Source organism: Kitasatospora sp. NPDC087314, from assembly GCF_044744365.1.
Classification (GTDB): domain Bacteria; phylum Actinomycetota; class Actinomycetes; order Streptomycetales; family Streptomycetaceae; genus Kitasatospora.
In genome coordinates this window covers 21,386-36,885 of record NZ_JBIUYE010000031.1, presented here as the reverse complement: position 1 = coordinate 36,885, position 15,500 = coordinate 21,386, and the positions used below count along the sequence as shown (strand labels likewise).

The 15,500-nt window shown below is 71.1% G+C and carries 21 protein-coding genes; 5 read left to right on the top strand and 16 right to left on the bottom strand.

What is annotated here, in order from left to right; all coding sequences use genetic code 11:
- Positions 1-145: 145 nt before the first annotated feature.
- Positions 146-1,282, bottom strand: a complete 1,137-nt coding sequence (locus ACIO5E_RS39090; RefSeq protein ID WP_400677342.1) for a bifunctional DNA primase/polymerase — start codon at positions 1,280-1,282, stop codon at positions 146-148.
- A gap of 101 nt (positions 1,283-1,383) precedes the next feature.
- On the opposite strand from ACIO5E_RS39090, the gene ACIO5E_RS39085 reads away from it, so the two are divergent.
- On the top strand, positions 1,384-2,436 hold the full coding sequence (locus tag ACIO5E_RS39085; RefSeq protein ID WP_400677340.1) for a hypothetical protein: 1,053 nt from the start codon (positions 1,384-1,386) through the stop codon (positions 2,434-2,436).
- A gap of 160 nt (positions 2,437-2,596) precedes the next feature.
- On the opposite strand, the gene ACIO5E_RS39080 is transcribed toward ACIO5E_RS39085, so the two are convergent.
- From ACIO5E_RS39080 to ACIO5E_RS39020, 13 genes are all read right to left on the bottom strand, one after another.
- The gene (locus ACIO5E_RS39080; RefSeq protein ID WP_400677338.1) at positions 2,597-2,914 is read right to left on the bottom strand and encodes a hypothetical protein; all 318 of its coding nucleotides are present in this window, start codon (positions 2,912-2,914) and stop codon (positions 2,597-2,599) included.
- 112 nt (positions 2,915-3,026) lie between these two features.
- Positions 3,027-3,197, bottom strand: a complete 171-nt coding sequence (locus ACIO5E_RS39075) for a hypothetical protein (RefSeq protein WP_400677335.1) — start codon at positions 3,195-3,197, stop codon at positions 3,027-3,029.
- Positions 3,198-3,223: 26 nt separating this feature from the next.
- Complete coding sequence (locus tag ACIO5E_RS39070; protein ID WP_400677334.1) at positions 3,224-4,216, bottom strand: hypothetical protein; 993 nt, start codon at positions 4,214-4,216, stop codon at positions 3,224-3,226.
- A gap of 11 nt (positions 4,217-4,227) precedes the next feature.
- A complete protein-coding gene (locus ACIO5E_RS39065; RefSeq protein WP_400677332.1) occupies positions 4,228-4,635 on the bottom strand; it encodes a hypothetical protein in 408 nt (135 codons plus the stop codon).
- Between the two features lie 19 nt (positions 4,636-4,654).
- Positions 4,655-5,662: a hypothetical protein gene (locus tag ACIO5E_RS39060; protein WP_400677329.1), complete on the bottom strand. Its 1,008-nt coding sequence runs from the start codon at positions 5,660-5,662 to the stop codon at positions 4,655-4,657.
- A gap of 137 nt (positions 5,663-5,799) precedes the next feature.
- Positions 5,800-5,967, bottom strand: coding sequence for a hypothetical protein (locus ACIO5E_RS39055; protein ID WP_400677327.1), 168 nt, complete (start codon positions 5,965-5,967; stop codon positions 5,800-5,802).
- Entirely contained in the window at positions 5,967-6,218 is a 252-nt protein-coding gene (locus ACIO5E_RS39050) for a hypothetical protein (RefSeq protein WP_400677324.1), read from the bottom strand. The genes ACIO5E_RS39055 and ACIO5E_RS39050 overlap by 1 nt, the downstream gene beginning before the upstream one ends.
- Complete coding sequence (locus ACIO5E_RS39045) at positions 6,215-6,337, bottom strand: hypothetical protein (RefSeq protein WP_400677321.1); 123 nt, start codon at positions 6,335-6,337, stop codon at positions 6,215-6,217. The genes ACIO5E_RS39050 and ACIO5E_RS39045 overlap by 4 nt, the downstream gene beginning before the upstream one ends.
- Before the next feature lie 48 nt (positions 6,338-6,385).
- On the bottom strand, positions 6,386-6,760 hold the full coding sequence (locus ACIO5E_RS39040) for an RRQRL motif-containing zinc-binding protein (protein ID WP_400677318.1): 375 nt from the start codon (positions 6,758-6,760) through the stop codon (positions 6,386-6,388).
- The gene (locus tag ACIO5E_RS39035; RefSeq protein ID WP_400677316.1) at positions 6,757-7,095 is read right to left on the bottom strand and encodes a hypothetical protein; all 339 of its coding nucleotides are present in this window, start codon (positions 7,093-7,095) and stop codon (positions 6,757-6,759) included. Before ACIO5E_RS39035 ends, ACIO5E_RS39040 begins: the two co-directional genes overlap by 4 nt.
- A gap of 16 nt (positions 7,096-7,111) precedes the next feature.
- Positions 7,112-8,116, bottom strand: a complete 1,005-nt coding sequence (locus ACIO5E_RS39030) for a hypothetical protein (RefSeq protein ID WP_400677314.1) — start codon at positions 8,114-8,116, stop codon at positions 7,112-7,114.
- A complete protein-coding gene (locus tag ACIO5E_RS39025; RefSeq protein ID WP_400677311.1) occupies positions 8,113-8,487 on the bottom strand; it encodes a WhiB family transcriptional regulator in 375 nt (124 codons plus the stop codon). Before ACIO5E_RS39025 ends, ACIO5E_RS39030 begins: the two co-directional genes overlap by 4 nt.
- Positions 8,487-8,735 carry a hypothetical protein gene (locus ACIO5E_RS39020; RefSeq protein ID WP_400677308.1) on the bottom strand — a complete coding sequence of 83 codons (249 nt, stop codon included), beginning with the start codon at positions 8,733-8,735 and terminating at the stop codon, positions 8,487-8,489. Before ACIO5E_RS39020 ends, ACIO5E_RS39025 begins: the two co-directional genes overlap by 1 nt.
- A gap of 559 nt (positions 8,736-9,294) precedes the next feature.
- Here ACIO5E_RS39020 and ACIO5E_RS39015 point away from each other — a divergent pair.
- The 3 genes from ACIO5E_RS39015 to ACIO5E_RS39005 all read left to right on the top strand — a co-directional run bounded on the left by ACIO5E_RS39015 (position 9,295) and on the right by ACIO5E_RS39005 (position 11,294).
- Positions 9,295-10,050: a GntR family transcriptional regulator gene (locus ACIO5E_RS39015; RefSeq protein ID WP_400677306.1), complete on the top strand. Its 756-nt coding sequence runs from the start codon at positions 9,295-9,297 to the stop codon at positions 10,048-10,050.
- A gap of 40 nt (positions 10,051-10,090) precedes the next feature.
- Positions 10,091-10,618 carry a GNAT family N-acetyltransferase gene (locus ACIO5E_RS39010; protein WP_400677303.1) on the top strand — a complete coding sequence of 176 codons (528 nt, stop codon included), beginning with the start codon at positions 10,091-10,093 and terminating at the stop codon, positions 10,616-10,618.
- Positions 10,619-10,823: 205 nt separating this feature from the next.
- Positions 10,824-11,294, top strand: coding sequence for a hypothetical protein (locus tag ACIO5E_RS39005; protein WP_400677301.1), 471 nt, complete (start codon positions 10,824-10,826; stop codon positions 11,292-11,294).
- A gap of 190 nt (positions 11,295-11,484) precedes the next feature.
- Here the strand turns inward: ACIO5E_RS39005 and ACIO5E_RS39000 are convergent, their stop codons facing one another.
- On the bottom strand, positions 11,485-13,554 hold the full coding sequence (locus ACIO5E_RS39000; protein ID WP_400677298.1) for a tetratricopeptide repeat protein: 2,070 nt from the start codon (positions 13,552-13,554) through the stop codon (positions 11,485-11,487).
- 143 nt (positions 13,555-13,697) lie between these two features.
- Positions 13,698-14,117: a hypothetical protein gene (locus ACIO5E_RS38995; protein ID WP_400677295.1), complete on the bottom strand. Its 420-nt coding sequence runs from the start codon at positions 14,115-14,117 to the stop codon at positions 13,698-13,700.
- A 231-nt stretch (positions 14,118-14,348) separates the two neighbouring features.
- Between ACIO5E_RS38995 and rlmN the strand changes: the two genes are divergently transcribed.
- The gene (gene rlmN / locus ACIO5E_RS38990; protein WP_400677292.1) at positions 14,349-15,449 is read left to right on the top strand and encodes a 23S rRNA (adenine(2503)-C(2))-methyltransferase RlmN; all 1,101 of its coding nucleotides are present in this window, start codon (positions 14,349-14,351) and stop codon (positions 15,447-15,449) included.
- Positions 15,450-15,500 lie beyond the last annotated feature (51 nt).

Here is a 15,500-nt window from a genome sequence, read left to right as displayed (position 1 = left end):
CCCGGGGGGTGGGGGGGGGGGGGGGGGGGGGGGGGTCGGGGCGGGGCCCGGGGGGGGGGGGGGGGGGGGGGGGGGGGGGGGGGGGGGGGGGGGGGGGGGGGCGGGCCCCGCCCCCCCCCGCCCCCCCGCGGCACTTGGCGGGCTGTCAGGCTGCGGGTCGGAGGGTCCCGGCGCCTCGGGCGAGGCCGCGGCGGATGGTGTGCTCGCACTCGGTGCGGGTGAGGCCGGTGGCCATGCCGGCGTCCAGGAGGGTGTCGACGGCCAGGGCCTCGTCCAGGACGCCGGTGGGCAGGTGGCGGCCGAGGGCGGCGGCGGAGGCGAAAAGCCGCTTGGCCCGCCCCGGGTAGGTCTGGGCGCGCACGGTCGCAGCTTCGCGGTCGAGGGCCGCGCGGATGTAGGCGTCCTGCTGGTGGATCCGCTCCCGCAGCACCGCCGCGTCGATGGCGGGCACGGTGGGTGTGGGCGGCGGGGTGAGGAGCGCGAGGAGTTCGGGCGGACAGGGGGCCATGACGGTGGGGTCGGTACCGGGGGCGAAGCCGTAGCGACCGCCGTTGCCGTGGGAGCCGGGGCCGACCAGGTAGCCGGCCGGGCCGCGGACGTCGATCCCGGGCGCCACCCGCCCCGCGGAGTTGGGGAACGTGGCGTCCGGCGGGGCGGCGAGCCACAGGTGCAGGCCCCCGGTGGGGGTGGCGACTGTGGCGGTGTCCGGAACGGTGAACCCGTGCTCGGCGGCCAGGCGGGCCAGGTCGGCAACGCCGTCCAGGCCGTTCTTGCGGTCGAGGTCGAGGCCGATCAGGTGATGCGGCGCCCGGCCGCAGGCGATGCCGTAGCCGGTGGCCCACGGAGCGGCGTGGAACGCGGCGTCGATGCGGGCCCGGTCGGTGGTGGCGTCGTGAACTCCGTGCCCGAACCTGCCGCAGGCCGCGCGGCACTGATCGCGCTCGGGGCCGGGCGGGTGCGGAGAGGAGATCGCGGGCTTCTTGCTGCGAGCGAGGGGGAAGACGCGCAAGCCGCGCCCGGCGGCGAAGTGCGCGGCGAAACGGGCACGGTTCCAGGCGGCTTCGTCCATGGGGCCCTCCTGAGTAGGCGGTTGAGCCAGCACTCCGCCCGGCACGGTGGCCGGCGGTGTGCTGGTGGCGGTGTGCTGCTGCTCGGCGCAGACCTTGTGCGAGGGCCGGCGCTGCTCGTCGCGGAGAGGGGTGGGGCGGCCGCACCAGCGGCACGGGCGGTCACCGGTGCGGTCAAAGTGGGAGGCGTCGCGCCAGTCCAAGGCAGGTGCCATTGGGGCTCCTGTGACGTGAGGTGCGCTCACTCTTGTCTGGGCAGCAGGGGGGCGCCCGCGGTCCGAACGGGCTTGTCGGACCACGGGGTTAGAGTCCGGGCATGGCGAACCATGACCTTGAGCTCGTTCCGGGCCTGATGACCACTCGCGCCGAGGTAGGCGCTGCATTTGGCGGCGCACTCTACGGCGGCATCGAGCCGGCGCCCGACTCCGACATGGTGCTCGTGTACTCCGACCCGAAGGTCGGTGAGCTGCACGGTTACACCTTCGATGGCCAGGCCGAGGACGACGACCGAGGGCCGCTCTACCTGTACACCGGCGAGGGGAAGACCGGGAACCAGCAGTTCACCGGCGGGAACAAGGCCCTCAGGGATCACGCCGCAGACGGCCGCACGCTGCAACTGTTCGTGGCGGACGGGAACGTCATCGACCAGGTCACCGGCAGGAAGAAGAAGGGCAAGCGGCAGCGCTACATCGGGCAGATGATCTTGGATCCTGAGCAGCCCTACGACCGCCGGCGCGCACCGGGCACGGACGGCGTGGAGCGGTCCGTGATTATCTTCCACCTGCGGCCGGACCCGCAGGCCACGTTCCCGCCGAAGTTCACGCCCGCGGACGCGATCCCTCCGGCGACCGCGCACGCCGTCGTGAACCTCGAAGTCGAGACGGAGCCCGAGACGGACATCGAGGCTGCGGACGCGGCGTCGGCGGGCCCGTCGTCGTCGCAGGTCGAGACCGAGGAGCACGCCACCGACGAGACGGTGGCGAACATCCCGGGTGGCCAGCGGACCATCCAGCGGCGGGAGGGCCAGCTGACCAAGGCCTACAAGGCCCATCTGGTCGCCGCAGGCCACACCGTGAAGCGGTTCCAGATCTCCATCGAGGGAGTGGCCGGCACGTTGAAGACGGACCTGTACGACGTCACCGACAACGTGCTGTACGAGGCTAAGGGGACCGTGCGTCGCGATGACGTCCGCATGGCCATCGGCCAGCTTTTCGACTACCGGCGCCACATCGACGCCCCCGAAGGTCTGCGGCTTGCCGTCTTGCTGCCGGGTGACCCGGGCAAGGACCTTCGCGTGCTGCTGGACACGCTTGGCATCGCCCTGGTGATCCGCACCGGTGAGGGCTTCGATGGCTTCCCGCTGGCCTAACCTCCGAAGTGCTTGCTCCACCACTCGGGTGGGGCAAGCACCACCCTGCTGCTAGCCACCAAGGATGTTGGTCCGCCGCGGGGCGGGCGCCGTGGCTGCCGGCGAGCAGGTCGGCGAGAGAGCGGGTGGATTGGGCAACTGCCCTACAGGCAAGCAGGGTTCAGCATGCGTCGGTATCCTGGGCGACCTCGCAGGTGCCGTCGCAGCCGTAGTAGCCGCAGCCCCCGCACTCGGGGCAGTGCTCGTAGTCGATCAGGACGACGTCACCGGCCTCGTCGTCCCAGACCTCGTCCTCGTAGCCGCCGCCGCTGCCGTGGCAGCCCTCACACGTCTCGGTGTGTCCGGGGCGCGGCCCGGCGGCCTGCTCCTCCTCGGCGTGTCGCTGTTCGTCGGCGATGTCGAGGGCGATCTCGTAAGCCTTCTCCTCGTCGCGGGTCGGGTAGTCGGCGTAGTCGTACGTGTCGAAGTCGTCGTCCACGGTGGGTCTTTCAGGCGTCCAGGGGCGGCCTGGGCGGGTCGCCGTTGCGGGGGCACGACCGAGCCCCCGCCAGCGGGTGCTGACGGGGGCTTCGGTGAGGCGGTGTGTGGTGTCAGTCCTCGTCGGGGGTGAGTCCGTGGCGCCGCTCCCACTCGCGCCAGCAGCTGCGGACCAGGCCCTGGGTGACGGGGTTGGGGTCGTCCTTGTGCCGCTCGATGGCGGCGCACAACTCCTCCATGGTGAACTCCGGGATGACCTTGTCGGGCCAGCGGTCGGTGGTCATGGCGGGCTGCCTTTCGGGTTGGTGGATCATGCGGCGTTGGTGCGGCTGACGACGATCGTCCGGGCGGGGTTGTCGGGGTCGGCGCGCATGACGAACCCCTCTCGGGTGGACCACTCCTGGGCGTTGTTGTGGTTGTTGTTGTTGCTCTGACCTGCGACAACAACGCGGTCGGGGGTGGTCTCGGAGGGGGAGGGGAGCGGGGGCACGTCGTCGTGGTGGATGCCGGGCACACTGACGCCCTCGACCCGCACCCCTCCTCGGACCTCCACACGGGCCTCGCTCAGGAGCGCGCGGACGGCCTTCCCGGACCGCTTCCAGAGGGGGTGTGCGGCGGCCAGATGGGCGGTCACGGCGGTGAGGGCGACGTGGGTGCCGTCGGCCCCCAGAACGGCCACCGCGCGGCGGGCGTCGGCGGGGGTCGGGGCGGTCGGCTCGGGGGCCTCGCCGGGCTCCTGTTCGGCGGTCGGCACGGGCTGGTCCTCGGCAGGCTCCTGGGCCTGCTCCGGCTCGGCCTCGCGCTTGGCCTTGCTCTTGCCCTTGCCGGGGGTGGGGGCGTGGATCAGGGCGGCGATCCACCACCCCCCGAGGAGGAGGCCGATGCCGGGCTGGATCCAGGGGCGGGCGAGGGACCAGACGAGCGGGCCGCCAACGATCAGCATCAGCGCCGCGGCGCCGGCCGCATCCCCGGCGCGGCTGCGCTTCTCCTTGCGGGCGGTTTTGGCCTGCTCCATCTCGAACTCGCGGGCCGAGACCTTTGCCGCCTCCCGGGCCCGGAGCATCGCGTCCCGTTTGGCCGGGTCGCTCTCCGTCGAGACCTTCTTCACGAACGCGGCCTCGTCGGCTGCGGCAGCCTCGGCGGCGAGCTCCTCGCGCCTGGCCTTGAGAGCGTCGGCTTCGACGCGGCGTTCGCGCTGGGAGGCCGTCAGCTTGCGGATCAGGACGGGCGTGCCGGTGGCCAGACCGGTGATGGGCCACAGCAGGGTGGCGCTCAGCTCCTCGGTGGGGAAGATCTTTTCCATCGTCGCCACCACTACTTGATGAACGCGCTGATGAGGCCGCTGAGGATGGACGACGGCAGGACCCAGAGCCCGCCGGCGGCGGCGAAGAGGCTGGGGGCGACGGCGCCGCAGAGGGCGTCCTTCCAGGGCTTGGGCTTGAGTCCGAAGACGGCGAGGGTCAGGACGGCGGCGGTCGCGCCGGTCTGCCAGTCCCCCAGGGCGGCGTTGCCCTGGAACGCGTCGCTGAGCTGCGTGCCGATCCCGGCGAGCTGCTGGAAGGCGGTGCCCGCGTTGGCGGCGAGCAGGCCGATGCCGAACGCCCAGTAGGGGACGTGCTCGTCCTGGACGTTGATCTTGTTCTTGCCGCGGACGCCGACGTAGAGGTACATGGTGGCGACGGTTGCGGCGCCGCCGGTGCCCAGCGCGATGAGGCTGCTCATGGTGTGTGACTCCTGGTGGCTAGAAGAGGGGCAGGGCGGCGAGGAGCGGGGAGAGGCCGGTGGCGACGGCGAGGCCGGAGGCGACCGGGATGCGCAGGGTGATGAGGATCAGCAGGGGCCCGGGGCCGCGGACCTCGCTCACGCGCAGACGGCCGCGGTCGCGGGTGTGCAGGTCGAGGGCCCACCCGGCGGCGGCCAGCAGCAGGCCGACGTAGGGCCCGCCGGGCGCGATCAGCGACACCAGGCCGGTGCTGTAACCGCCCACCGCGCTGATCGCGGTGAGGACTGCCCAGCGGCGGAACCGGACGGTGCGGTCGGAAGGGCTGGCGGCGCGGGCGGCTCGGCGGCGCTCGCGCCGGGCCCGGGTACGGGCCTCGCGCTGGTCGGCGAGCTGCTGCTGACGGTGGCGCAGGGCGCGCTGTGCGGGGGTCTCCCCGGCCGCGGCGCGCTCCCGGTCCTCCTGGGCGCGGGCGCGCTGCTTGGCGAGCTCGCGCTCCGCCTCCCGGCGCTGGGCCCGGTCCTGCGGAGTCTCGGAGATCCGCTCGGCCAGCAGATCGGCGAAGCCGACCAGGTCGTCCCGGTGAGCGGGGCGGTCGGGGGCGAGGACGTCCTCGATGCGGTGACGGGCCGAGCGCTCCTCGGCGGTCTCCCCGACCTTGCCCAGGGCGGAGTCCATCCGGGCGCGCTGCGCGGCGAGCAGGTCCTCGTACTCGACCTGCTGGCGGGCGGCGCGCTGGGCCTCGCTCTCGGTGAGGAGCTGTCCGACCTGCGAGGTGATCGTCGTGGCCTGCTCGGACAGGATCTGGCCGAACGGGGCCCAGAAGGCCTGCGCGGCGTCCTCCATCGAGGCGGCCTGGCCGGGGCCGGCGCCGATCGGGACCGGGGTGTGGATGGGGGTGTCGGCCTCGTTCGTGGCCGGGGCGGGGATGCGGGGGCCGGACTTGCGCCACCACTCGGCCACAGGACCGGAGTTGGGGGCGGGCATGCCGGCGGTGGGCGGCTCGGTAGGGGGCGGGGGGATGGTCATCGGTTCTCCTCCCGGCGGAGGAGCCACACGGCGATGCCGGCGCCGACCGCGAGGATCGGGTAGATCAGGCTCAGGAGCCAGTCCATGGTCAGTTCTCCAGGTAGGGGCCCGGCCGGGGAGGCCGGGCCCGGGGAGTGTCAGGAGGAGCGCCACCAGGCGCGGACGGGGTTGGCCTCCAGCGCCGTGGTACGGCGAGTCTTGGAGTCCATGGCGGCGTGGCCCGCGCGGTCCGCGGCGCGAACCGCCTTCGCCCTGCGCTGCTGGCCGGACCGGGTGTCGGCGGTCTTCCTGCCGAAGCCGAGCATCAGTCGCTCCTCCGCCCGATCAGGCCGGTGAGGACGAACGGCTGGCCCTCGAAGACGCACATCGCGCGGAACTCGGCGGGGAAGATCCCGTCGGCGGAGGCGTCGGTGACAACCAAGCGGCTGCACCACGACTCGCGGGTCAGGCCGGAGACGACGTCGAGCGGCACGGGGGCGTCGGTGCGGTAGGCGATGCCGTCGCCGCCGTCGCAGCGGACGAGGCCGACCAGCGGGAGGGTGGTGATCGGCTTCACCTCGCACCGCCGTTCCTGCCGACCTGGATGGTCAGCACGCGGTCGGCGCCGGCGGCGGCACGGGCCTTGTCCTCGGGGGTGATCGGGGGGATGGGCGGTGCGATCATGGTCAGGGCCATGACAGATGTCTCCTTGCTGAGGATCAGCGGAGCAGAACAGGAGAGGTTTCAGGCCGCGAGGCCGGTGCTGTCAGCGCAGGTCAGGCAGATGCCCAGGTGTGCGGGGAGCACGTACCCGGTGTCCCGCCCGCAGGCGGGGCAGGTGCGGCGGGCCCGGTTGGCCTTGGCGAGAGCCGCGGCCCTCGCGGGGGTCATCTGCCGCACCGGCTTGGCCAGCGCGAGGCGGTAGAGGTAGGCGGGGCGGGTGCCGCCAAAGCGGGAGCGCCACATGATCTGCGCGGCCACGTCCTGCCCGCCGGGGCGCAGGCCCTTGGCGCGCAGCTGCCGGCGGGTGAAGTACCCGGCCGGGGCCATGCGCCACGGGTAGGTGGGCGTGCCGCCGTGACGCTCCCCGGCCGGGTCCCAGTGGCGGGGGCGGCTCACCGCTCGTCGTCCGTGTCGTGCGGGTAGAAGCCGTACAGCTCGACCGGGACGGCGCAGTGGGAGCCGGTGGCGATCAGCCACCCGGTCGTGCCGTGGTGCTTCTGCTCGATGGTGGCCGGGTCGAGGCCGAGGGCGGCCCGCCACTGCTCGAACCGGTCGAGGCCGTAGTGCAGGGCGACGTACAGCCCCCACGTCCACTCGTACGTGTTCGGCACCGCCATCGTCTTCACGTGCACGTCCGGGGCGGGCAGGTTCGCGTGGGTGGTGAGGAGGGCGAGCAGGGCGCCGGCCGCGTTGACCTGGGCGCCAGCCATGGTGGTGGTGTCGGTGCTCATAGGGATCTCCCGGTTCTCAGGCAGCGGCCGGCGCGTCACCAGCGCCGTACTGCTCGTTGAGCCGCTTGTAGACGACGTTGACGTAGGAGGCGGCACGGGTGGAGCGCTGGGCGGCCTGGCGCTGCGAGACGCCGTCGCGCCAGCACTGCTCGATCACGCGGGCGGCCTCGGCCTCGTCCAGCCGGACAGGGGCCGAGGCGGTGTTCACTTCGTCGGCGGAGGTGTTCGCCTCGGGCTCCGGGGTGTTCACCGGGCCCGGATCGTCCGGGTACACCGGGCCGTCGATCACGTCGTCGGTGGCCTCCGGGGCCGGTTCGGGGGTGTCGGTCGGAGCGGGGTGCACGGGGGTGAGCGCCGGGTGAACGGGCTCGGTGTTCACCGCCTCCGCCGGACCCGCCGCGAGCGCCTCCCGGGGCTCCGCTCTGGGGTCGGGCGGCAGGGTGGCGGTGGGCTGCAGGGCGGGGGTGAACGGTGCCTGCGGGAGGGTGAACAGCGGGGCGTTCACCACCTGCCGAGCGGCCTGCGGGATCGCCGCCGGGCGGGTGCGGAGCCGCGGTTGGGGCTGCTTCGCGAGTCGGGCCAGGGCCCGGCGGTAGGCCGGTCCGGCCTCGGCGACGAGCAGCAGCAACAGCGGCGGGATCAGGTGGATCACCACTCCCACCAGGTCCTTTGCCAGTGCGGCGGCCCCGATGTTGAGCCAGACCGTAGCCAGCCCGGTGACCCACCGAAAGAGGGCCGGCCAGCGTCCGGCGCTCACCCCGAAGCGGGCCAGCGTGCTGTCCGCCTGGAGGCTCAGGATGAAGCACCCGTCTCCGGCGACCGCCATCACGGGGCCGGTGCCGTAACCGGGTGAATGGGCGTCGATGAACGGGGCGGCGGTGGACATGCTCACCGCGACCACCGCCCCCGTGAGCACCCACGTGCCGGTGCTGATCACGAGCGATGTACGGCGGATCTGGGCCGGGGTGGGCACCTCGGCGAGCACCGGGTGAACACCCGCGCCGGGGCGGTGAACGTTCACCGGGCACCGCCGGCGTTCACCCGGGCCCGGTCGCGGGCCGCCTGCCGCAGCAGGCTGTTGCGCTCGCGCTCGTTCAGGCCGCCGAAGATGCCGTGCGGCTCCCGGCGCTCCAACGCGTCGGCCAGGCACAGCGACTTCACCGGGCAACCCGCGCAGAGCATCTTGGCGCGGCGCTCGGCCCACTCGGCGGCCTCGGTCCCCATCTCTTCGGGGTCCGGGAAGAACAGGTTCGTGTCGCTGCCCTTGCAGGTGGCGCCGCGCAGGTCGCTGTCCGGGGTCGGGCGGTACTCGGCGAGTGCGGCGGCCGCCGAGCGGGCGCTGCGGTGCGGGTTGCGGATGGCGGTCATGAACCGCCGGCCCTTGAGGGTCATCAGGCCGCCGCCTTCCAGGGCCGCATCCGGCAGCGCTCGGCGGTGTGCATCAGCGCGGTCCCGAAGCCGGCCGCCGGGCCGTCCAGGTCCCGCAGGATGTCCCGCGCGGCGTCGAGCCGGACCGCCCGGTCCTCGGCGGACTCGTCCTCGCTGCCGACGAACAGCTCGATGTCGATGCCGACACCGAACGCCAACTCCGCGAACTCCAGGGGCGACAGCGCCTCCTGACCTCCGACGTACAGTTTCATGGGGTCACCTCGTCAGATGGTGGGTGAGCCCGCAGGGCCGCCGCGCACCCGGCCAAGGACAGCGCGGCGGCCCGACGCATGCGGGCCCAGCTACTCGTGGTGCACGAGCAGCCATGGCCTCGGTCCGCCCGCAGAGCGGATGGACCGGGCCAAAGTCACTCGTTCACAGCTCGGGCCCCACCCCGCCGAAGCGGAGCAGAGCCCGTGATGCCGTCCTCTTGGGGAGCGCGCTCCCGTTCAGGCGCGGACGGCGTGACCTTTCGGTCTTGCCCTCCGGCTGACCAGGCGCCGGGTACCTCGGCCCGATTTGTCCCGGGCCCCTTCGCCCAGGGCACGGCGGTGGCCGGCCATCAATGGGCGCGTTTGTGCAGCTCAGAGCAGCCCAAAGAAGGGCCAAGGGCAATCATTGTCTGCATTGTCTGAACAATGCCCCCCTCGGGGAAGACTGTGGCATCCGTCATGACGCCCCGTCAAGCACATCGTCTGCATTGACTGGACAATGGGTCTGACCGGGCGGTTTCATGGGGTTATGGCAACCACGCGAGCTGGGCGACCTCCGATGTATCAGCAGATCGCAGACGTGCTCCGGCAGCGGATCGCGAGCGGCGACCTTGTCGCGGGCGACCGCCTTCCGACCGAGGCCGAGCTGAGTGAGGAGTACGAGGTAGGCCGGGGAACTGCGCGGCAGGCCCTCGGGATGCTGGTCAACGAAGGGCTGATCGTCTCGGCCCGCCCCCGCGGCTACTTCGTTCGCGAGCGTCGGCCGATGGTCTTTCGGCCGCAGGCCGAGTTCCGGGCCCGGCCGTACTCGGAAGAGATGGACGCCTTCGTCACGGAGCACTCGGCGGACGGGCGAGAGGCCAGCCAGCGCATCGACGTGAGCATCGTGGAGCCGCCGGCCAGCGTCGCCAAGCGCCTGAACTTGGAGCCCGGAGAGCTCACGGCCGTGCGGCAGCGCGTGCGGTGGCTGGATGGGGAGCCGTTCAACCTGAACGACTCCTACTTCCCGCTGAGCATCGTGCAGGACTCCGAGATCATGCGCCCCGCCGACATTGTGCGCGGCGCCAACAAGGTGCTCGCCGAGCTGGGGCATCTCCAGGTCCGCGCCATCGACGAGCTGTACGTGAGGATGCCGACCCCGGAGGAGGCCAAGCGCCTCGAACTGGGCGCCGGGACACCGGTCGCGGAGCACGTCCGCACCGGATACACCGCCGAGGGTCGGCCCGTTCGGGTGGCCGTCTCGATCCTGCCGGGTGACCGGCACGTGATCACCTACGAGCAGGAACGAGAGCCGCAGGATGCCGACGCAAACTGACCTGGAGATTCGCCCAGCCCGACGGGATCAGCTCGGAGAAGTGGAGGCGCTGCTGATCGAGGCGAGCGAATGGCTTGCCTCACGAGGGAGCGACCAGTGGCAGTTCCCGCCCCGGCGGGACCGCCTCATCAGCGCGATGGAGCGCGGGGAGTGCTTCTTGGCCTACCGCGACGGCGAGCCCATCGCGACCCTCACCGTGGACGAGCAGGCAGACCCGGAGTTCTGGGAGCCCGGGGACCGGCCTGATGAGGCGCTGTACGTTCACCGGATGGCGGTGGCACGCAAGGCCGCGGGCCGGGACGTGGGCGCGGTACTGCTGGGCTGGGCCGTCGACCGCGCGGCTGCTGCGGGGAAGCGGTTCCTTCGGCTTGACGCCTGGAAGACGAACCCGGACCTTCACCGCTACTACCTCAGTCAGGGCTTCTCCCTGGTCAGGGTCGTAGACCTGCCCCACCGGTCGTCGGGTGCCCTCTTCGAGCGAGCAGTTCACGGCCGTTGTGGGGCAGTGCCAGCCGTGCCGCAGTCATGCCAGGGCAGGCGGGAAATCGCGGGGAATCGCGGGCAGTGACGGTCAGAACTCGGGGCAGAGCCCCAGCACCGCTTCGCCGCAGGGGAATCGGTTCTGCTTGCTTCTGCCCGTTCCGGCCGGCTGGTCTCGGTGGTCAGCAACAATGCGGGCGCGGCCTTGGTCGCAACCGGGAGGCCTCCGCAGCGAGTTCGCTGCGGAGGCTGCGCTCTTTTGCGGGGCGGGTGGCGTCGGTAGGTTCTGGGCGGTGATTACTCAGATCGTCACGCTGGTCGGCGTCCTGCTGGGCGCGCTCACCTCGTTCGTAGCCACCGGGTGGGCGGACCGGACCAAGCACCGGCGGGTGATGGCCACGCGGTGGGACGAGCGGAAGCTCGACACCTACGTGCAATACGCGACCTGTGTGAAGGAGATCGACTCGGTCGCCAAGCGGGCCAGACAGGCCGAGGCGGGCTCGACGGCGCGGGCGGAGTTCCTGGCCACGATGGAGCAGACAGAGATCCAGCGGTCGGCGCTCTTCGAAACGCTCGTCCTGCTCGCGAGTCCGGCTGCGGTGGAGGCGGCGAAGGCGGTCAACATCGTGCTGTGGGAGTCCGAGATCGCCGCCCGCGAGCACACCACGGTGTCGAATGGCCCTGTCCTGGTCGAGTTGCTCAATGCCTACCACGTGCAGGCCCGGCTCGATCTCGGTGTAGGTGGCCCGGGCATCGAGGCTTGATCAGAAGCACAACAGGGCCGGGCCGCGCGGCGGAGATCGCTGCCCAGCCCGGCCGTTCACTTGCTCGCGGGCGTGGGTTGGTAGGGGGCCCCGAGAGCATGATCCGGACCAATGGCGGACCAGATCCGGTCCGTGATCAAGAGTTGCCTGGTCAGAACGTCCCTGGTCAGCGGCCTGTAAAGACGCTCGCCTATCGTGGAGGTCCGAGCTGCTCATTGCGCTCGCGGATTGCTGTTTCCAGGCTGTCGCGGATGGCCCGGGTGTCTGGGTGGGTGTCGCCAAGGACCTGTTCGCACTGGGCGAGGGTGATCTCCAGGAGGGGGAGAGCACGAGAGTGGTTCCCGGTTCGGTAGTACGCGGTGGCGAGGTTGGCGCGGCTGGCCAGGGTGCTGGGGTGGGTGTCGCCGAGGACCTCTTCGCGTTGGGCGAGGGTGATCTCCAGGAGGGGGAGAGCACGAGTGCCGTTCCCGGTTCGGTAGTACGCGGTGGCGAGGTTGGCGCGGCTGGCCAGGGTGCTGGGGTGGGTGTCGCCGAGGACCTCTTCGCACTGGGCGAGAGTTGTTTCCTGGAGGGAGATAGCACGGGTGAGGTCCCCAGCCGCTCCGTAGGCGCTTGCCAGGTCGATGCGGCTGGTGAGGGTGTCGGGGTGGGTGTCGCCGAGGACCTCTTCGCGTTGGGCGAGAGTGGTCTCCAAGAGGGGGACAGCGAGAGTGAGGTCACCCGCCTCGCGGTAGTCGGCAGCGAGACTGTTTCGGCTCATCAGGGTGTCGGGGTGGGTGTCGCCGAGGACCTCTTCGCGTTGGGCGAGAGTTGTTTCCTGGAGGGAGATGGCGCGGGTGAGGTCCCCCGCCTCGCGGTAGGCGATAGCAAGGTTGGCGCGCGTGGTGAGGGTGTTGGGGTGGGTGTCGCCGAAGACCTCTTCGCACCGGGCGAGGGTTGTCTCTAGAAGGGACGCGGCGCGGGCGACGTTCCCAGCCAATCCACATGCGCTGGCAAGGTTGTTGCGAGTGCGCAGTGTGTTGGGGTGGAAGCCCCCGTGTACCTGTTCACAGTGGGCCAGGATCGCCTCGTAGAGGGGAATCGCTCGGGCGTCGTGGCCTTGGTCATAAAGGCGCTGAGCGGCAGTCCCGTAGAGTCCAGTCGCCAGGTCGTCCTTACACTCCTCCGGCTTTGTAACCGCGAGTGCGATCACCTGCGGCATCAGAGCATCCCACAGGGATACGTGCGCTGTTTCCGACGTGAGAGCCCGCACAAGTGCCTCCTCGGCCGCGTGACGGCCAGCGGGAGAACCGTCGAGCTGGGCTGGCGCGGTCGAGCGTAGGACCGCTTGGAGGAGGCGGTGGACGCTGACGGTGTGCCTGGTGATCGCAGCCATGCTGTAAGCACTCAGAAGTCCCAACGCTTCGTGTAGATCATCTCCACCGTTACGAGCCTCGAAGAGACTGATAGGTATGTCATCCGGGGACAGCCAGGACAGCGTGCGCAGGACCTCCACGGCCTGGGGGTTTCGAGCCTCAAGGGCGCTCAGGGTCTGAGTCCAGATACGCGCAATAGTGCGTTCCGCGTCGGTGCCGTCCGCGGCTTTGTCGAGCTTGGCAGACAGGCGCAAACGGTATGCAGCGACGCTGACGGTCGGGTGTTGGCGAAGGTAGGCTCCAGCCTGCTCCAAGGCGAGTGGCAGATAGCCAAGATCGGAGGCCAAGGCACGGGCCTCCTGCTCCTCGCGAACCGTGGGAGCCCCGTCGGCGAACGCCCGCTGACAGATCAATTGGGTTGCTTCATGCGGTGACAGGAGACCAACAGGGTAGGTGCGGATCGCATGGGGCCAACCGACAGAGCGGCGGCTGGTGATGAGATGGTGGCCACCGCCCAACGCACCAAGATACGGGGTGAGGTCTGCAGGGTCCTCGACGTTGTCGAAGACCAGCAGCCACCCCGGATGCCACTCCAGCCAGGCCATCGCCCACGCGGACCGCTGCTCAAGAGATGCCTTTCCGGCCCAGGCTGGAACAAGCTTCAGGGCCAGGTCGGCCAGGGATTGCTCGATTCGGCCGGGGGAGTCGGCGGTGACCCACCAGACAAGCGTGTACTCGTGGCGGTACCGGTAGGCGTAGGCCAGGGCCAGGGTGCTCTTACCGACTCCGCCAAGGCCGTGGACGGTCGACGCTTGCGTGATAGCCGTCCCGTTCTCCGCCGTGAGTGTGTCGCGGAGCCATCGGAGAGCGTCCTCACGGCCGAGACACAGAGGGAAAGTGGCCATGTTGGTGAGGCTGGGAGGTGCCTGAAGGTCGCGAGGTGCGGTAAGTACCTCTGCAGGCAAGCCGAGCACATCGCCAGTGTGGGCGGTCCCGATGCTGTGGGCCGTGACCGCCCTGGTGCCGGAGGCGTCGTAGTGGGGCCCGGTCACTGAGCCGGGCGGTGGCCGTCGCCGGTGATGGCCGTGGTGATGGTGTGGGCGGCGATCGACCGTTCCCCGGACGCGGTGATCGTTACGGAGGCGGCGGCCGGTCCGACAAGGCCGGCCAGCTCCTGGCGCAGTCCGGCGTCCTCGCGCAGGGCCCGCTTGATCTGCTGGCGCAGCGCCGCTGCCGCGTCCGGGTCAGTGGTGTCCTCGGCGGCGTCCTGAACCGCGGCTTCCAAGGCGGCCTGTTCACTCTGCGAGCCGCGGCGGAACACCGTGTGCAGGATGCGTCGGCCCAGGTTGGCGGTCGCCTCCACGGCACTGTCTTCCGCCCGGGTCAAGACGGCCCCGCCGTACGCACTCACGGCCGCCCCCAGGTACGGGCCTGCCTGTTCCACCAACTGGGCGATCTCGTCCGTCATGACTGCCTCTCCACTCGACCAGCACCTACTACGACGGAGCGTAGGGGAGCAAGCGCGGGCGGGAGACAGGTTTCGGGGAACACTCGTGTCTGGGCGCGAGAGCAGACTGGACCGGGGCCGTCTGTGGGCCGTCCGGAGGCAGCCAACGATGACAGATGACGACCAGCGCTGAGCCCGCCAGCCCTGATGGGGACGGGCTCAGCGTTCGGCGTCTGCGACACTGGAACAACCATGCCTAAGCCCGGAGAACTGACCTTTGTCGCGCCGCGTGGCGCCAAGCCCCCGCGACACCTCGCCGACCTGAGCCCCGCCGAGCGCAAGGAGGCCGTCGCCGAGCTGGGCGAGCAGCCGTTCCGCGCGAAGCAGCTCTCCAATCACTACTTCGGCCGGATGTCGAACGACCCGGCGGGCTGGACGGACATCCCCGCCACCAGCCGGGAGAAGCTCACCGGGAGCCTGCTGCCCGAGCTGATGTCGGTGGTCCGGCACGTCTCCTGCGACGACGACACCACGCGCAAGACGCTGTGGAAGCTCTTCGACGGCACGCTCGTCGAGTCGGTGCTGATGCGCTACCCGGACCGGGTCACCATGTGCATCAGCTCGCAGGCCGGCTGCGGCATGAACTGTCCGTTCTGCGCGACCGGCCAGGCCGGGCTGACCCGCAACCTCTCCACCGGTGAGATCGTCGAGCAGATCGCCGCCGGGATGCGCGCGCTCAAGGCCGGCGAGATCCCCGGCGGCGAGGCGCGGCTGTCCAATGTGGTCTTCATGGGCATGGGCGAGCCGCTGGCCAACTACAACCGGGTGCTGGCCGCGATCCGCCGTCTGACCGACCCGGCGCCGGACGGCTTCGGCCTGTCCCAGCGCGGCATCACGGTGTCCACCGTCGGCCTGGTCCCGGCGATGAACCGGCTCGCGGACGAGGGCCTCAGCTGCCGCCTGGCGCTGTCGCTGCACGCCCCGGACGACGAGCTGCGCGACGAGCTGGTGCCGGTGAACACCCGCTGGAAGGTCGCCGAGGTGCTGGACGCCGCGTGGAACTACGCGGAGAAGTCCGGCCGGCGGATCTCCATCGAGTACGCGCTGATCAAGGACATCAACGACCAGGCGTGGCGGGCGGACCTGCTCGGCCGGCTGATCAAGAACCACCGGGTGCACGTCAACCTGATCCCGCTGAACCCGACGCCGGGCTCCAAGTGGACCGCCTCCCGGCCCGAGGACGAGCGCGAGTTCGTCCGCCGGCTCCAGTCCCACGGGGTGCCGACGACCGTCCGCGACACCCGCGGCCAGGAGATCGACGGCGCCTGCGGTCAGCTCGCCGCGGCGGGCTGACCCGGTAGGACGGGCCTGAGGCGGGTCCGACCGTTCGCGTCGCCCGCCCGG